The sequence below is a fragment of the Pseudotabrizicola sp. genome (assembly GCF_030684215.1).
Taxonomy (GTDB): Bacteria; Pseudomonadota; Alphaproteobacteria; order Rhodobacterales; family Rhodobacteraceae; genus Pseudotabrizicola.
Map to the genome: position 1 here is coordinate 159,577 of NZ_JAUXOV010000038.1, position 15,047 is coordinate 174,623.

Consider the following 15,047-nt stretch of genomic DNA (forward strand, 5'->3'; position numbering starts at 1 on the left):
CGTTTCAACGAAGCCGTCAAAACGCCGGGCGGCTAATTCGCGCTATGATCCGGGTCATCCACATGCCGCGCCTTATACGCGGCAGATTGGCGGTGGTCCAGATCACCGCTTGCACTTGCTCAATAGTCGCGGCAAGCCTGCGACATGCGAAGCACCATTGCCATCATCGGGGCCGGGGTGGGCGGGTTGGCGAGTGCCGCCCTGGCCCAAGATGCAGGCCATTCGGTGACTCTGTTCGAGCGGTTCGACAACCCGCGCCCGCTCGGCTCCGGTCTGGTCATCCAGCCAGTGGGACTAGCCGTGCTGGATGCCATCGGCGCAGGTGCGTCGGCGCGCCAGATGGGCCAACCGATTCACCATATGCTGGGGCATGAAGTCTCGGGGCGCGAAGTGCTGAACGTCGCCTACCGGCCATCCGCCCCCGGTCTGGCGCTTCACCGCTCGGCGCTGTTTCAGGCCCTGTGGGATCAATGCGTTGCGAGGGGCGTTCCGGTGATCACCTCGGCCACGGTTCAAGCGGCCCCCCAGCTGGCCGACAAGCGCGAGGTCACGCTGACAGACGGCCGCCGCTTTGGCCCGTTCGATCTGGTGGTCGATACCAGCGGCGCTACGTCGCGCCTGTCGCCGCTAAAATCGCGCGCCCTGCCCTTTGGCGCGGTCTGGGGCACGGTGCCCTGGCCTGATGGCACCGATTTCGCCCCCGATCAGTTGCGCCAACGTTATGCAGCCGCGCGTACTATGGTTGGCGTGCTGCCGCTGGGGCAGCGCCCCGGCCTGCCGGGTCGCCATGCCGCGATCTTCTGGTCACTGCCCGTCACCGCCCTCGATCACTGGCCACAGACCGATATGGCCGCATGGCGCAATCAGGCCACAACCCTTTGGCCCGAAATGGCCCCGTTCCTGTCACCCCTGACCCAAAGCACAGACACGACCCCGGCGCGCTATACCCACGGCACCCTGCGCCGTCCCTATGCACAAGCAATGGCCTTTGTCGGAGACAGCGCCCACCGCGCCAGCCCGCAGCTGGGTCAGGGCGCGAATATGGCGCTTTTGGATGCCATGGCACTAGTTGTCGCGCTGGATACCGACACCCCCCTGCCGGCCTATGCCGCCATGCGCCGCTGGCATGTGCGCACCTATCAGGCGATGAGCGCGGTTTTCACCCCGATGTATCAGTCAGACAGCCGCAGCCTGCCGCTGTTGCGCGATTATCTGCTTGCGCCTTTGGCCCCCCTGCCCGGCGTGCGCCGTCTGCTGACCCGTCTGGTGTCGGGCGATATGCTGCCCCCCTTGGCCGGACAGGCTTTTCCAAAACCGTGACTGGACACCCCCGCCCCGCCGCCTATCATCGCGACAAGCAAAGGGAAGCACATGAAAGAACCATCCGTAAACGTCCTTGGCGGCACGCTGGAGCCGTGCTCCACCGCGCCGATGACCGGCTTTTTCCGCAACGGCTGTTGTGACACCGGCCCGATGGACCGTGGGCTTCACACGGTTTGTGCGGTGATGACGGCAGAATTTCTGGCCTTTTCGAAATACTTGGGCAACGATCTGTCTACCCCGCGCCCCGAATACGGCTTTGCCGGGCTTAATCCGGGCGACCGCTGGTGCCTGTGCGCCGGGCGATTCCTGCAAGCGCATGAAGAAGGGGCCGCCCCGAATGTGAACCTGAAAGCGACGCATCAGATCACTCTGCAGGTGCTGCCGCTAGAGGTGCTTGAAACTTACGCCGTCTAACCCCCCGCGACATCTGGCCCGATTGCAGCGCCAAACAAACAGGCGCACCCCTGCCCCATGATCCCGCCCCGTTTTCCCATCACCGCCCAACAGATCGACACAACACTCGCCGAGTTCTACGCCTGCGTGCGCGAACACCCCGGCCTTGGCCCGGTGTTTGCCCGCCATGTGCAGGACTGGCCCGCGCATGAGGCAAAAATCGCCCGGTTCTGGCGCAATGCAATTTTGTTTGAGCGCGCATATGACGGCAACCCGATGGCAGTGCATATGGCCGCAGGCGATGTGCGCGCGCCGATGTTCGGTGTGTGGCTGGGGCTGTTCGATTCGGTCCTGAACCGCAGCCTGCCGCCCGACACCGCCGCCGCATGGTCAGCCCTTGCGCACCGCATCGGGCGCGGCATGCATATCGCCATTCAGGATCGTGACAGCGCAGGCCCGCCAAAACTGTTCTGACCCTCCTGCCAAAGAAAAACCCCGCAAGACAACGCTTGCGGGGTCATTCAATCAAACGGTCAGCGCCGCTCAGATCTTCATGTCAAAGCCAAGATGCTTGGCCACGGTAAAGATGTCCTTGTCGCCCCGGCCACACATGTTCATCACGATGATATGGTCCGCAGGCAGGGTTGGTGCGATTTTCATCACATGGGCAAGGGCATGGCTTGGCTCCAGCGCCGGGATGATCCCCTCCAGCTTGCATGACAGCTGAAACGCTTCCAGCGCCTCCACATCGGTGATGCTGACATACTTGGCACGGCCCACGTCATGCAGCCAGGCATGCTCCGGCCCGATGCCGGGGTAATCCAGCCCGGCGCTGATGCTGAAACCCTCAAGGATTTGCCCGTCTTCGTCCTGCAACAGATAGGTGCGGTTGCCGTGCAACACGCCGGGGCGGCCTCCGGTCAGCGACGCGCAATGCTCCATCCGGTCATCGACGCCCTTGCCGCCCGCCTCAACCCCGATGATGTTCACCGTCGGATCGTCCAGAAAAGGGTAGAAAAGCCCCATCGCATTCGACCCGCCGCCAATCGCCGCGATCACAGTGTCGGGCAGACGCCCCGCGCCTTCCTGTTCGGCCAGCTGCCAGCGCACTTCCTTGCCGATGATGCTCTGGAAATCGCGCACCATCGCCGGGTAGGGATGCGGCCCCGCCACCGTGCCGATGCAATAAAACGTATCGCGCACATTGGTCACCCAGTCGCGCAACGCATCGTTCATCGCATCCTTCAGCGTGCCGCGACCGGACGTCACCGGCACCACCTCGGCCCCCAGAAGCCGCATACGGAACACGTTGGGCGCTTGGCGCTCCACATCATGCGCGCCCATGTAGACCACGCATTTCAGCCCGAACTTGGCGCAGACCGTCGCAGTCGCCACCCCATGCTGACCAGCCCCGGTCTCTGCGATGATCCGGGTCTTGCCCATGCGCCGCGCCAGAATGATCTGCCCCAGCACATTGTTGATCTTGTGCGCTCCGGTGTGGTTCAGCTCGTCGCGCTTCATGTAGACCTTGGCACCGCCCAGGTGCTGCGTCAGCCGCTCGGCATAATACAGCGGGCTCGGTCGCCCCACATAATGCTTCCACAAATCATCCATCTCGGCCCAGAATTCCGGGTCGGTCTTGGCGAATTCATAGCGCTCTTGCAGCTCAAGGATCAGCGGCATCAGCGTTTCCGACACAAAGCGTCCGCCAAAGATGCCAAACCGCCCAGACTCGTCCGGCCCGGTCATAAAGCTGTTGATTCCGTCCTCGGCCATGGCCTGCCTCCTCATATGTCTTGGCTTACCTAGCGCGCCCATAGGGTCGGGTAAAGCCGCGCGATGGTGCGGCAATAACGCTTTCGTTATCGCGCGGCCTGAAACTCGGGCCGGCTGTCTTACGTATCCGCTGTGCAATGGCCAATCCGGCCTCCCATACCAAATCGGAGTGACCCCATGACACGTATCCTCACCGCCCTTATGGCAACCGCTGCCCTCACCGCGCCCGCCTATGCCGAGACCGCCCTCGGCCTGACCGGCGACAGAACGCTGGTGATGATCGACACGCAAACCGCCGCTGTGACCGGAACTGTTGAAGTGCAGGGCGTGACCCGTCTGTACGGCATCGACTACCGCCCCGGCACCATGACCGTGATCGGCGTGACCGATGAACAAGCCATCGTTGTGATCGACCCGATGACGGGCGAAACCACGCCGCTGTCGATCATGAACACGATGATGGACATTGCCGATGGCGCCCCGGTCATCGTCGACGTGAACCCGGCCGCAGACCGCCTGCGATTCATGTCAGGCAGCACCAATCACCGCATCAACATGGATACCGGTGAAGTGACCGTTGACGGCGCGCTGAATTGGGACGGTGCCGACGCCAACGCAGGGTCCGGCCTGATGGTGGCCGCAACCGCCTATACCAACAGCTTCGGCAAGCCAGAGAAAACCGCGATGTTCAACATCGACACCGGCATGTCGGCTCTGCTGCAGCAGACAGCCCCGAACGACGGCACCAACGCCACGATCGGGATGCTCGGCGCGACCCTCACAGGCCCGGTTGCTTTTGACGTCTCCACCACGGCAGACGGCACCAACACCGCCTGGCTCGCCGCCAATGGCGGGTTGCACACGGTAGACCTCGCCACCGGCGCTCTCACCGGCACCTGGGCCATCACCGGCACGGATCAGGTGCTGCGCGATCTCACCGTGATGCCCGCGATGTAAGCCCGCAGCGCAGAACAGTCCGACAAAGGGGGCGTTTTTCGTCCCCCTTTTTTTCGCGCACGCCTTGCGATTTTATCTTGGCAAAATACTCCCGCCAGAGGCTCCCTCAGGGGCCACAGGCGCAGGCACAGCAAACCTTACCGCAGCCTTGGCACCGCAGGCGCACGCGTCGCCGCGACAAAATCCGCGATGCGCGCCGCACCCTTTACGCCGGGTGACACCTCCACCCCCGACGACACATCCACCTGTCGCGCATTGGTCAGCCGGATCGCCTCGGCCACATTGTCCGGCGTCAGCCCGCCAGCCAGCATCCATGGCCGCAGCCAGCGCCGCTGCGCCACCAGCCGCCAGTCGAACGACAGCCCGTTGCCCCCCGGCAGCTCAGCATTTTTCGGCGGCTTGGCATCGACCAGAATCTGATCGGCCACAAGGCTGTAATCCAGCACCGCCGCCAGATCGCCCTCATCCGCCACGCCCACGGCCTTCATCACCGGCAAACCATAGCGCGTGCGGATTTCTGCCACGCGGTCGGGCGACTCGTGGCCGTGAAGTTGCAGCATATCCAGGGGCATCGCCTCGGTGATCGCATCCAGCGCGGCGTCGTCGGCATCCACCACCAACGCCACCTTGGCCAAACCGACAGGTGCTGCCAGCGTCAGCTCACGTGCCTGCGCAATCGTCAGGTGCCGGGGGCTTTTGGGAAAGAACACAAACCCGGCATAGGCAGCGCCTGCTGCCGCCACAGCCGCAACATCGCCAAGGGTCCGCAGACCGCAGATCTTGACACGGATATCAACCATGATGCGTCAGCCAACCTTGCGCTGATCAAGCAGGGCCAGAATATCATCCTGCTGTTCGGGCTTGGTGTCGCGCATCACAGCCAGTTCCCGCTCCAACTTGGAGACCTCGCGTGATTTGGTGCTGGCCTCGGCCCGGTGCTTGTGTTCCCGGAACCACTCCCAGACAAAGCCAATCAATACGCCCGCCAGAATGCTGGCAAAGATCACGGCATATAACGGCAATTCCAACTGCCATCCCAACCCGGCAAATGCGGCCAGATCATCGGGCAAAGCCCGCAGGGTCACCGCCGACCGATTGGCCAACGCCACAGTCAGCAGCATGATGGCCAAAAGGCCCAGCAGCACAAAGCGCAACATCCTGATCATGGGCACCCTTTCCGATAACAGGTCATAGGCCAAGTATCGGCTGTCAGGCCGTCAGGCGCAAGGGCAGCGCCACAAGCACGGCGTCAAACCGACTATCCTCAGCCGCGTCCGTTCAGACGGTCGCGCAGCAGTTTGCCGGTCTTGAAGAACGGCACCTTTTTGTCTTCAACCTCAACGGCCTCACCGGTGCGCGGGTTGCGACCCACACGGGCGTCGCGCGACTTGACCGAGAATGCGCCAAATCCACGCAATTCCACCCGGTCACCTTTGGCCAGCGCCTCGATGATTTCCTCAAACACGGTGTTGACGATGCGCTCGACATGGCGCTGCGTCAGGTGCGGGTTTTCATCCGCAATCTTCTGGATCAGTTCCGAACGGATCATCCGAAGTGTCCCCCCTGTGGTCGGTTCGCGCTCAGATCACGCAAATGCTGCCGCCACTGTGATTATTGTGAACAGACTATAGGCAAAAAAATCTGCGCCACACAAACGAAAATGCAGGAATCCCCGTAAGATACAAAAAGGCCCCGCCTTTCGGCAGGGCCTTTCGTGAACAATGGCAGGTAAAGCCTTAGTTCTTGTCGCCTTTGAGCGCTGCGCCAAGGATATCACCCAAGGACGCACCCGAATCGGACGAGCCATACTGCTCAACCGCTTCTTTCTCTTCTGCGATCTCGCGTGCCTTGATCGACAGACCCATGCGGCGGGTTTTCGGGTCGATATTGGTGACGCGAACGTCAACCTTATCGCCAACCGAGAACCGCTCAGGGCGCTGGTCGCCACGGTCACGGCTCAGGTCGCTGCGGCGGATGAACGACTTGGCGCCGTTATACTCCACCTCGACGCCACCCTCTTCGATCGCGGTCACTTCGACCGTGATCACCGAGCCGCGTTTCACGCCGTCAACCGCATCGGTAAAGGTGTCTTCGCCCAGAGCCTTGACCGAGAGAGAGATACGCTCTTTCTCGACATCGACTTCCGAGACGGACGCCTGAACGGTGTCACCCTTGCGGTAGTTGGCAATGGCGTCTTCGCCACGCTGGTCCCACGACAGGTCGGACAGGTGAACCATGCCGTCGATGTCGTTGTCGAGACCGATGAACAGACCGAATTCGGTGATGTTCTTGACTTCGCCTTCGATGGTCGAACCAATCGGGTTGTTCTCGGCGAACACTTCCCACGGGTTGCGCTGGGTCTGTTTGAGACCAAGGGAAACGCGACGCTTGGCAGAGTCGATTTCCAGAACCATGACGTCAACTTCCTGGCTGGTCGAGACGATCTTGCCGGGGTGGACGTTCTTTTTGGTCCAAGACATTTCCGAGACGTGAACCAGACCTTCAACACCGGCTTCCAGCTCAACAAATGCGCCATAGTCGGTGATGTTGGTGACGCGGCCCTTGTGGACCGAGTTCAGCGGATAGGCGCGCTCAACTGCATCCCACGGATCTTCCTGCAGCTGCTTCATGCCGAGGCTGATACGGTGAGTTTCCTTGTTGATCTTGATGACCTGCACTTTGACAGTTTCACCAATGGCAAGGATTTCCGACGGGTGGTTGACGCGACGCCAAGCCATGTCGGTGACGTGCAGCAGACCATCAACGCCGCCCAGATCAACGAACGCACCGTATTCGGTGATGTTCTTGACCACGCCGTCCACTGTTTGGCCTTCGGTAAGGTTCCCAATGACTTCGGCGCGCTGTTCGGCACGCGATTCTTCAAGGATGGCGCGGCGCGACACAACGATGTTGCCACGGCGACGGTCCATTTTCAGAATCTGGAACGGCTGCTTCAGACCCATCAGCGGGCCAGCGTCACGCACCGGGCGGACATCAACCTGAGAGCCGGGAAGGAAGGCAACAGCGCCGCCCAGATCCACGGTAAAGCCACCTTTGACACGGCCAAAGATCGCGCCATCGACGCGGGTTTCCGAAGCGTAGGCCTTTTCCAGACGATCCCAAGCTTCTTCGCGCTTGGCTTTTTCACGGCTGATCTGGGCTTCCCCGCGCGAGTTTTCAACGCGGTCCAGATAAACCTCGACTTCGTCGCCGACATTGATGTCAGGCTGCTCGCCGGGGTTTGCGAATTCTTTCAGATCGATGCGGCCTTCCATCTTGTAGCCGACGTCGATGATGGCCTGGCCCGCTTCAATCGCGATGACCTTGCCTTTGACAACCGAACCCTCTTCGGGGGTGTCAATTTCGAAGCTTTCCTTCAAGAGGGCTTCAAAGTCTTCCATGGTAGCTTTAGCGCACATATGCAGTTTGTCCTTTTTCGTGGTTTTCTGGCCTTGCGGTTGGCTCCGCCGGTCTTTGATCGCCCTGGCTACAAACGTGGAACGCACCGGTAAACCGGTCCGCACGCGCGCGTCAGGATGGGGGCCTATAGCCCGTCCGGGCCAATGTGGCAAGGCTTTGCACGCAAAAGGCGCGACATCCTGCGATGTCGCGCCTGTCAAAAACCGGGTCCGCCCACAACGGGAGTGTTTTGCCAAGCGGAACGGGCAAGCGCCGCGGCGGCAGATCCGTTCAGGCGACTTCCGTCACCAGTTCAGCCAGCGGCTTGCGCACTTTCTTCATGCCTTGCAGCCAATCACCCTCGGCCGCACGGTAGCCCAGCGGCACCAGCGTAACCGAGCGCAGACCGCGCGCCCGAAGACCCAGAATTTCGTCGACCTTTGCAGGATCAAAGCCTTCCATCGGGGTGGCATCCACCGCCTCGAATGCGGCAGCGGTCAGACCGATGCCAAAGGCGATGTAGGCCTGACGCGCGGCGTGCTCAAAATTCGCCTCGGCACTTTGGGCCAGCATCTTGGCTTTCAGGCTGTCGAAATACTCGGCAACAGCACTGCGCGGGATGCCGCGCTCGGCCACGGTCTGATCCACAACGGCGTCAATCCGTTCGGCGGTGTAATTGTCCCACGCGGCAAAAACCAGCACATGGCTGCCATCGGTGACCTGCGCCTGACCATAGGCCGCCTCGCGCAGCTTTGCCTTCACTTCGGGATTGGTGACCACAATTACCTCAAACGGCTGCAGGCCGCTGGATGTGGGGGCAAGCTGGATCGCCTCCAGAATGCGGTCAACCTTGTCTTGTGCGACAGACCTGGACGGGTCCATTTTCTTGGTGGCATAGCGCCAGTTCAGTTTTTCATTCAGCATCTTGCGTGACCTTATGAGGACGATCCGTGCATGGACCGGCTTTTGTGTTCTGTCACTGACTTAGGATGAAGGGCGCCGGAACCAAAGTGCGCCTGCGCACAGCGGCTGTTCAGACTTCGGCTGTCAACGCGGGCTTTGTTTCGGCGCGGCACGCAGATGTGCCTGAACATGCGCGATTGCCCGCGCGATCGCCGCGTCGATGGCAAGCTCAGACGTATCCAGAACCAGCGCATCATCGGCAGGTTTCAAAGGCGCAGCGGCGCGGCCCATGTCTCGGGCATCGCGTTCCCTCAGCGCGGCCAGCACCTGCGCCTCGTCGCCGCCCAGTTCCAGCCAACGCCGGTGCGCCCGCACTTCGGCGTTGGCGGTGACGAAAAGCTTGATCTCGGCCTCGGGGCAGATCACCGTGCCAATGTCGCGGCCATCCAGCACCGCGCCGCCCTCACGACGCGCAAAGCGGCGCTGAAACGCCAGCAATGCAGCCCTAACTTCGGGGATCACCGCAACACGGCTTGCCGCCTGCCCTGCCTCAAGCGTGCGCAAATCATCGCGGGCCAAATCTTCAACCGACAGCGTTTGTGCCGCCAGAACCGGATCGCCGCCCTTGACGCCCACGGCACGATAGAGCGCGCCCGTGTCGAGATGTGCAAAGCCAAAGGTCTCTGCCACCGCCCGGCTGATGGTGCCTTTGCCCGCCGCCGCAGGCCCGTCAATGGCGACTGTAAAGATCATGCTGCCCCACCTGTTCTGTCAGACCTTGACCGCTCACGGCCCGAAACGCCTCCGGCGGGAGTATTTCAAAAGCAGCAATGCAAAGACGATCCTGACAATTGCTGCTTTCAAAATACTCCCGCCGGAGGCATGCAACGGTGCCCCATGGCGCACCCTCAAAGCAGGCGCGCCTACCCCCGGCGGATCGAGGCCCCAAGCCCGTTCATCAGCCCTTCAAAGATCGGGAAGGAGGTGACGATAGGCGAGGCATCATCGACCGAAATCTCGTGCCTGGACGCCATGCCGGCGACAAGGAAAGACATTGCGATGCGGTGGTCCAGATGGGTGGCGCAGACCGCGCCGCCAGGCACGCCGCCCGCCCCCATGCCATGCACGATCAGCGTGTCCTCGTCTTCCTCGATCTGTACGCCGCAGGCTTCCAGCCCGCGCGCCATGGCGTCGATGCGGTCGGATTCCTTGACACGCAGTTCCTTGACGCCGCGCATCACGGTCTTACCGGTCGCAAAGGCGGCCACAACCGACAGGATCGGGTATTCGTCGATCATCGACGGCGCGCGCTCTGGCGGCACCTCGATGCCCTTCATGTTGTCACTGAACCGCACCCGCAGATCGGCCACCGGCTCGCCGCCTTCGGTTCGCGGGTTCTGGAATTCGATCTCGGCCCCCATCTCGGACAGGGTGATATAAAGCCCGTTGCGCGTCAGGTTCTGCGACACCCCCGGCACCAGAATATCAGAACCATCAACGATCAGCGCAGCACAGGTCGGGAACGCTGCCGAGGACGGATCACGCGGCACCGCTACGGCTTGCGGACGCAGCTCGGGGTGGCCCTTCAGGGTGATGACATGGCCCTCGGCAGTCTTTTCCACCGACAGATCGGCCCCAAAACCGATAAGCATACGTTCCGAATGATCCCGCGTCGGCTCGCGCTCGATCACCACCGTCTCACCCGGCGCGTTCAGACCGGCCAACAGCACAGCCGATTTCACCTGCGCGCTTGCCACCGGCAGCGCATAGCGCACCGGCACCGGGTTGGCGGCCCCCACCACCGTCATCGGCAACCGGCCACCCTTGCGACCGTAAGCCTGCGTGCCGAACAGCGACAGCGGGTCAGTCACCCGCCCCATCGGGCGTTTGCACAAAGACGCATCGCCGGTAAAAGTTGCCGTCATCGCGGTGGTCGCCATAGTGCCCATGATCAGTCGAACGCCGGTGCCCGAGTTTCCACAGTCGATCACGTCCGAAGGCTCTGAAAACCCACCCACGCCCACGCCATGCACCGACCATGCGCCAGCGCCGTGCTGCACCACCTCTGCCCCAAAGGCCCGCATTGCCCGCGCTGTATCCAGCACGTCCTGACCTTCCAGCAGCCCGGTGATCTTGGTCTCACCCACCGCCATCGCGCCAAAAATCAGCGCACGGTGCGAGATGGATTTATCGCCCGGAACGGCGGCAGTCCCCTTCAGCGGTCCGCTTTTCGCGGAAGTCATCGGTTGCGCATCGCCATGGCCGGACATCATCTTCTCCCGAATGTGAACGCCCGCGTGATAGCGCAAGCAGCGCCGGCGGTCCATGGGGGGTTGATGTCGTTGCGTCAGAGCGCATATCGGATGGGTATGAAACGTCGCAATTTCCTCAAAGGGACCGCCCTTCTTACCGCCCTCGGGTTGGGCGGGGGCACAGCAGCCATGGCCATATCCTCATCGCGCAACCGCTACTATGGCGGCCCAGCCTCGGATCATTTTGACGGCACACGGTTTTTCAATCCGGGGGGCACGCCGCCTTCTGGCTTTTCGGATCTGCTCAAATGGCAGTTTGGCGGCACGCGTGCCAAATGGCCTGAACAGGTGCCGGTTGCCGCCAGCAAACCGGCCGCGCTGGCAGATGACCTGACCATCACCATGGTCGGCCATGCCACAATGCTGATCCAGATGGCGGGGGTGAATATCCTGACCGATCCGGTCTGGTCAGACCGCGCCAGCCCCTTGGCCTTTGCCGGGCCAAAGCGGGTGGCAGCACCCGGCATTGCCTTTGCCGACCTGCCCCGGATTGATGCAATCCTGCTCAGCCACAACCATTATGACCACCTTGATCTGACCACGCTGGCCAGCCTGCATGCCGCACATGCACCGCAGATCATCACGCCACTTGGCAATGATGCGATCATCCGCAGCACCATTCCAGATGCCAAAATCACTGTGGCGATTGGGGGCATGTGACACCGTTCGGCCCGCTGAGCGTACATTTTGAACCCTGCCATCACTGGTCCGCGCGGGGCATGGGCGACCGTTCCATGGCGCTTTGGGCGGCGTTCGTGATTGCGGGACCGGCTGGCAAGGTGCTGCACATCGGCGACACCGGCTTTGATCGGGGGCGACCCTACCGCGATCTGGCGGCCCGTCACGGCCCAATCCGCGCTGCGATCCTGCCGATCGGCGCTTATGAGCCACGCTGGTTCATGCGCGGCCAGCACCAGAACCCGGCCGAGGCGGTTGAGGGCTTCCTCATGTCGGGAGCGGCCCATGCCATCGGCCATCACTGGGGCACCTTTCAGCTGACGGATGAGGCCCGCGAGGCGCCCCTGGTCGCCCTAAACGCCGCCCTGTCGGCCAGACAGATCGCCCCAAACCGTTTCCGCCCGCTTGCTCCGGGTGACGTCTGGGCTATTCCTGCGGCTTAACCCGCGCGGCGGAAGGTCAAATAATACGGGTCGCGGCCTTCGCGCAGGGCCTTTTGCTCATAGCGGGTGGAAATCCAGTCTTCCCACGCAGCGCCCTGCCCGGTCTGGCTGATCAGCTCAAACCCCGCCTGCGGCACTTCTTCGAGAGTCTGGCGCACATAGTCGGGAATATCGGTCGCCACCCGGAACTCTGCCCCCGGTTTCATCACGCGGGCCAGCAGCGCCAGATATCCCGGCGTGACAAAGCGGCGGCGGTGATGGCGGGCTTTGGGCCATGGGTCGGGATAGTTCAGAAACACCTTCTCCACGCTTTCCGCTGGCAGCACATCAAACAGATCGCGCACATCGCCTGGGTGGATCGCAAGGTTCGTCACCTCCGCCTGCCGGATCTTGCCCAGTAGCATGGCAATTCCGTTCACAAACGGCTCGCAGCCGATGATCCCGACCTCCGGGTAGCGCGAGGCCATATGCACCAGATGCTCACCGCCGCCAAAGCCCACCTCAACCCACAAGGGGCGCGGGCTGGCAAAGACCTTCCCCACGTCCAGAGCCGAGCGGGCCGGGTTATCCGCAGCCGTCACCCCCGGCAGGCGCAGGGACTCCAGATCATTTTCCAGATAGTCCTTTTGGCTCGCGCGCAGGGTCTTGCCATGCACCCGGCCATAAAAGTTGCGACGTTCCGCTGGGTCTGTCATGCGCTGTGATCCTGTTCCCGACTTTGCCGCGCCTAGTGTCAGGCCAGACCCGGCGGGTCAAGGCTTGGCCCGCACCCGGCGCGCCCAACACCTATTCAAACGTAGGGGAATCAGGGGCCAGTCAGCCCCAGATCATCAAGGCCATTGCCGCCCCCCGGTGCGTTTTACTGCTGCACGGGCACTGATGAACCGCGGCTTGGGCCACCGCGAAAAGCGCGCCGCTCCATATCCCATTCCAGCCAGTTCAGATAGCCGATCAGCTCTGGCATGGTCGGCTCAGATCGCTGGATGTAATCGCGCGCCTCACGCATCCCTGCGATCAGAACTGATGACGGCAACGGCGATTCCGACCGGGTCTCGCGGCGGTCATTTACCTCCCACCGGGGGCCACCCAACCAGACGGCAGCAAACATCACCTTTGCCCGCACAGGTTCGGTCCCGCCAACAACCAGCGAGTCGTAGAACACCCGGTGCGTTTCCTGCCAGGTGCGCGAGTGATACGCAGCACCTGTCTCATTGCCCACACCGCAAAACGCATCATGCACGACAGCGGCGTTGATGAACTCCCGCGACCGGGGGGCGCCGACGATCGGAATGAACACCGCCGGAATTGACGCCCCATCCGTAAGGGTCGCGCGGGGGGCCAGCCATTGCCGCCCCTCTCCATCCACAAATGCCAGCGCCTCTGCCATGGGGCGAAACTCCAGCGCGCGGCCCGGCAGACGCACCACACGGTCTTCCAGCCGGACCGGAGAGTTGCGGAAAAAGCAGGCGGCAGAACTATCCGCCACAGTCTGGCATTCACGCGCGCCGGAGGCCAGCCGCGATGCGGAAAGCTGATCTTGCGACGGCACGCATCCCGCCAGAACGCTGGCAACGGCCAGTGCGGAAAGCACCTTCAAAACGGCAAAAAATGACATTGATCCATCCTGCAACCGGGAAGGAGAAAACCAAAGCCCCGCGCGCCCAAAATCATGGGGCGCGCGGGATAGACGCTTTAAACGGCCTTTTTCAAAGCCTCGACCAGATCGGTCTTTTCCCAGCTGAATCCGCCATCCGCTTCCGGTGCGCGGCCAAAATGTCCGTAGGCGCTGGTGCGCGCATAGATCGGGCGGTTCAGGTTCAGATGCGTGCGGATGCCGCGCGGGGTCAGGTCCATGCAGGCCGCGATGGCGCGCTCGATCTGGGCGGCATCCACCTCACCTGTCCCATGCGTGTCGACATAAATCGACTGCGGCTCCGCCACGCCAATCGCATAAGACACCTGCAAGGTGCAGCGATCCGCCAACCCGGCAGCCACCACGTTCTTGGCCAAATAGCGCGCGGCATAGGCGGCCGAGCGGTCAACCTTGGTCGGGTCTTTGCCCGAGAACGCGCCGCCGCCATGCGGAGCCGCACCGCCGTAGGTGTCCACAATGATCTTGCGCCCGGTCAGCCCGGCATCGCCATCAGGCCCGCCGATCACGAAAATGCCCGTCGGGTTGACGTGCCAGATCGTGTCATCCGTCAGCCAGCCATCGGGCAGAACCTCACGGATATAAGGCTCCACCATGGCGCGGATATCGGCCGAGGTCTGGCTTTCCAGCGCATGCTGCGTGGACAGCACGATGGATGTCACCTCTACAGGCTGGCCATCTACATAGCGCAAGGAAAGCTGCGATTTTGCATCCGGGCCCAGCGTCGGCTGTTCACCCGATTTGCGCACCTCTGCCAGACGGCGCAGAATGGCTTGGGCGTATTGCAACGGCGCAGGCATCAGTTCCGGGGTGTCACGGCAGGCATAGCCGAACATGATCCCTTGATCGCCCGCCCCGTCCTTGTCGACGCCCTGCGCGATATGGGCCGACTGTCCGTGCAGATAGTTCTGCACCGTCAGGGTTTTCCAGTGAAATTCTTTCTGCTCGTAACCGATGTCCTTGACGCAGTCGCGGACAATGCCCTCGACCCGTTCCAGCATCGCATCGGTGGCCTCCTTGCTCGACAATCCCACCTCACCGCCAACAACCACGCGGTTCGTCGTCGCAAAGGTCTCGCAGGCGACGCGCGCATTGGGTTCTTCGGTCAAAAATGCATCAAGGATAGAGTCCGACACCCGGTCACAGACCTTGTCAGGATGACCCTCGGAAACGGACTCCGAGGTAAACACGTAATTCTTGCGGCTCATGGGG

Annotated in this window: 17 protein-coding genes; 6 read left to right on the plus strand and 11 right to left on the minus strand. The window is 62.3% G+C overall.

Features of this window, described 5'->3' with window-relative positions; all coding sequences use genetic code 11:
- Positions 1-144 precede the first annotated feature (144 nt).
- The 3 genes from Q8K08_RS07065 to Q8K08_RS07075 are packed head-to-tail and all read left to right on the plus strand — an operon-like array spanning position 145 to position 2,190.
- A complete protein-coding gene (locus Q8K08_RS07065; RefSeq protein ID WP_305249617.1) occupies positions 145-1,320 on the plus strand; it encodes an NAD(P)/FAD-dependent oxidoreductase in 1,176 nt (391 codons plus the stop codon).
- A gap of 51 nt (positions 1,321-1,371) precedes the next feature.
- A complete protein-coding gene (locus Q8K08_RS07070) occupies positions 1,372-1,737 on the plus strand; it encodes a DUF2237 family protein (RefSeq protein ID WP_304800248.1) in 366 nt (121 codons plus the stop codon).
- 57 nt (positions 1,738-1,794) lie between these two features.
- On the plus strand, positions 1,795-2,190 hold the full coding sequence (locus Q8K08_RS07075; protein WP_304800246.1) for a group III truncated hemoglobin: 396 nt from the start codon (positions 1,795-1,797) through the stop codon (positions 2,188-2,190).
- A gap of 69 nt (positions 2,191-2,259) precedes the next feature.
- On the opposite strand, the gene trpB is transcribed toward Q8K08_RS07075, so the two are convergent.
- The gene (trpB, locus tag Q8K08_RS07080; protein WP_304800244.1) at positions 2,260-3,492 is read right to left on the minus strand and encodes a tryptophan synthase subunit beta; all 1,233 of its coding nucleotides are present in this window, start codon (positions 3,490-3,492) and stop codon (positions 2,260-2,262) included.
- Between the two features lie 177 nt (positions 3,493-3,669).
- Here trpB and Q8K08_RS07085 point away from each other — a divergent pair, with 177 nt between their 5' ends.
- Positions 3,670-4,449 carry a DUF4394 domain-containing protein gene (locus Q8K08_RS07085; RefSeq protein WP_305249618.1) on the plus strand — a complete coding sequence of 260 codons (780 nt, stop codon included), beginning with the start codon at positions 3,670-3,672 and terminating at the stop codon, positions 4,447-4,449.
- Positions 4,450-4,586: 137 nt separating this feature from the next.
- Here Q8K08_RS07085 and Q8K08_RS07090 read toward each other — a convergent pair whose 3' ends face one another.
- From Q8K08_RS07090 to aroA, 7 genes are all read right to left on the minus strand, one after another.
- Positions 4,587-5,249 carry a phosphoribosylanthranilate isomerase gene (locus Q8K08_RS07090; protein ID WP_304800239.1) on the minus strand — a complete coding sequence of 221 codons (663 nt, stop codon included), beginning with the start codon at positions 5,247-5,249 and terminating at the stop codon, positions 4,587-4,589.
- A gap of 6 nt (positions 5,250-5,255) precedes the next feature.
- A complete protein-coding gene (locus Q8K08_RS07095; protein ID WP_304800237.1) occupies positions 5,256-5,615 on the minus strand; it encodes a LapA family protein in 360 nt (119 codons plus the stop codon).
- A gap of 98 nt (positions 5,616-5,713) precedes the next feature.
- Positions 5,714-5,998, minus strand: coding sequence for an integration host factor subunit beta (gene ihfB, locus Q8K08_RS07100; RefSeq protein WP_304800235.1), 285 nt, complete (start codon positions 5,996-5,998; stop codon positions 5,714-5,716).
- A 187-nt stretch (positions 5,999-6,185) separates the two neighbouring features.
- The gene (rpsA, locus tag Q8K08_RS07105) at positions 6,186-7,928 is read right to left on the minus strand and encodes a 30S ribosomal protein S1 (RefSeq protein ID WP_305249679.1); all 1,743 of its coding nucleotides are present in this window, start codon (positions 7,926-7,928) and stop codon (positions 6,186-6,188) included.
- 211 nt (positions 7,929-8,139) lie between these two features.
- Entirely contained in the window at positions 8,140-8,772 is a 633-nt protein-coding gene (locus Q8K08_RS07110) for an NAD(P)H-dependent oxidoreductase (protein WP_304796718.1), read from the minus strand.
- Positions 8,773-8,895: 123 nt separating this feature from the next.
- Positions 8,896-9,504, minus strand: coding sequence for a d(CMP) kinase (locus Q8K08_RS07115; RefSeq protein WP_304796715.1), 609 nt, complete (start codon positions 9,502-9,504; stop codon positions 8,896-8,898).
- Positions 9,505-9,674: 170 nt separating this feature from the next.
- Entirely contained in the window at positions 9,675-11,021 is a 1,347-nt protein-coding gene (gene aroA / locus Q8K08_RS07120) for a 3-phosphoshikimate 1-carboxyvinyltransferase (RefSeq protein ID WP_305249680.1), read from the minus strand.
- Between the two features lie 99 nt (positions 11,022-11,120).
- Here aroA and Q8K08_RS07125 point away from each other — a divergent pair, with 99 nt between their 5' ends.
- Entirely contained in the window at positions 11,121-11,723 is a 603-nt protein-coding gene (locus Q8K08_RS07125) for an MBL fold metallo-hydrolase (protein WP_305249619.1), read from the plus strand.
- A complete protein-coding gene (locus Q8K08_RS07130; protein WP_305249620.1) occupies positions 11,720-12,184 on the plus strand; it encodes an MBL fold metallo-hydrolase in 465 nt (154 codons plus the stop codon). Before Q8K08_RS07125 ends, Q8K08_RS07130 begins: the two co-directional genes overlap by 4 nt.
- Here the strand turns inward: Q8K08_RS07130 and trmB are convergent.
- From trmB to metK, 3 genes are all read right to left on the minus strand, one after another.
- Complete coding sequence (trmB, locus tag Q8K08_RS07135; protein ID WP_304796706.1) at positions 12,181-12,879, minus strand: tRNA (guanosine(46)-N7)-methyltransferase TrmB; 699 nt, start codon at positions 12,877-12,879, stop codon at positions 12,181-12,183. The genes Q8K08_RS07130 and trmB overlap by 4 nt on opposite strands.
- Before the next feature lie 164 nt (positions 12,880-13,043).
- Positions 13,044-13,799 (minus strand): DUF1353 domain-containing protein, encoded by a 756-nt coding sequence (locus Q8K08_RS07140; protein ID WP_305249621.1) that lies wholly within the window; start codon positions 13,797-13,799, stop codon positions 13,044-13,046.
- A 77-nt stretch (positions 13,800-13,876) separates the two neighbouring features.
- Positions 13,877-15,043, minus strand: a complete 1,167-nt coding sequence (gene metK, locus Q8K08_RS07145) for a methionine adenosyltransferase (RefSeq protein WP_304796725.1) — start codon at positions 15,041-15,043, stop codon at positions 13,877-13,879.
- Between the last annotated feature and the right edge of the window lie 4 nt (positions 15,044-15,047).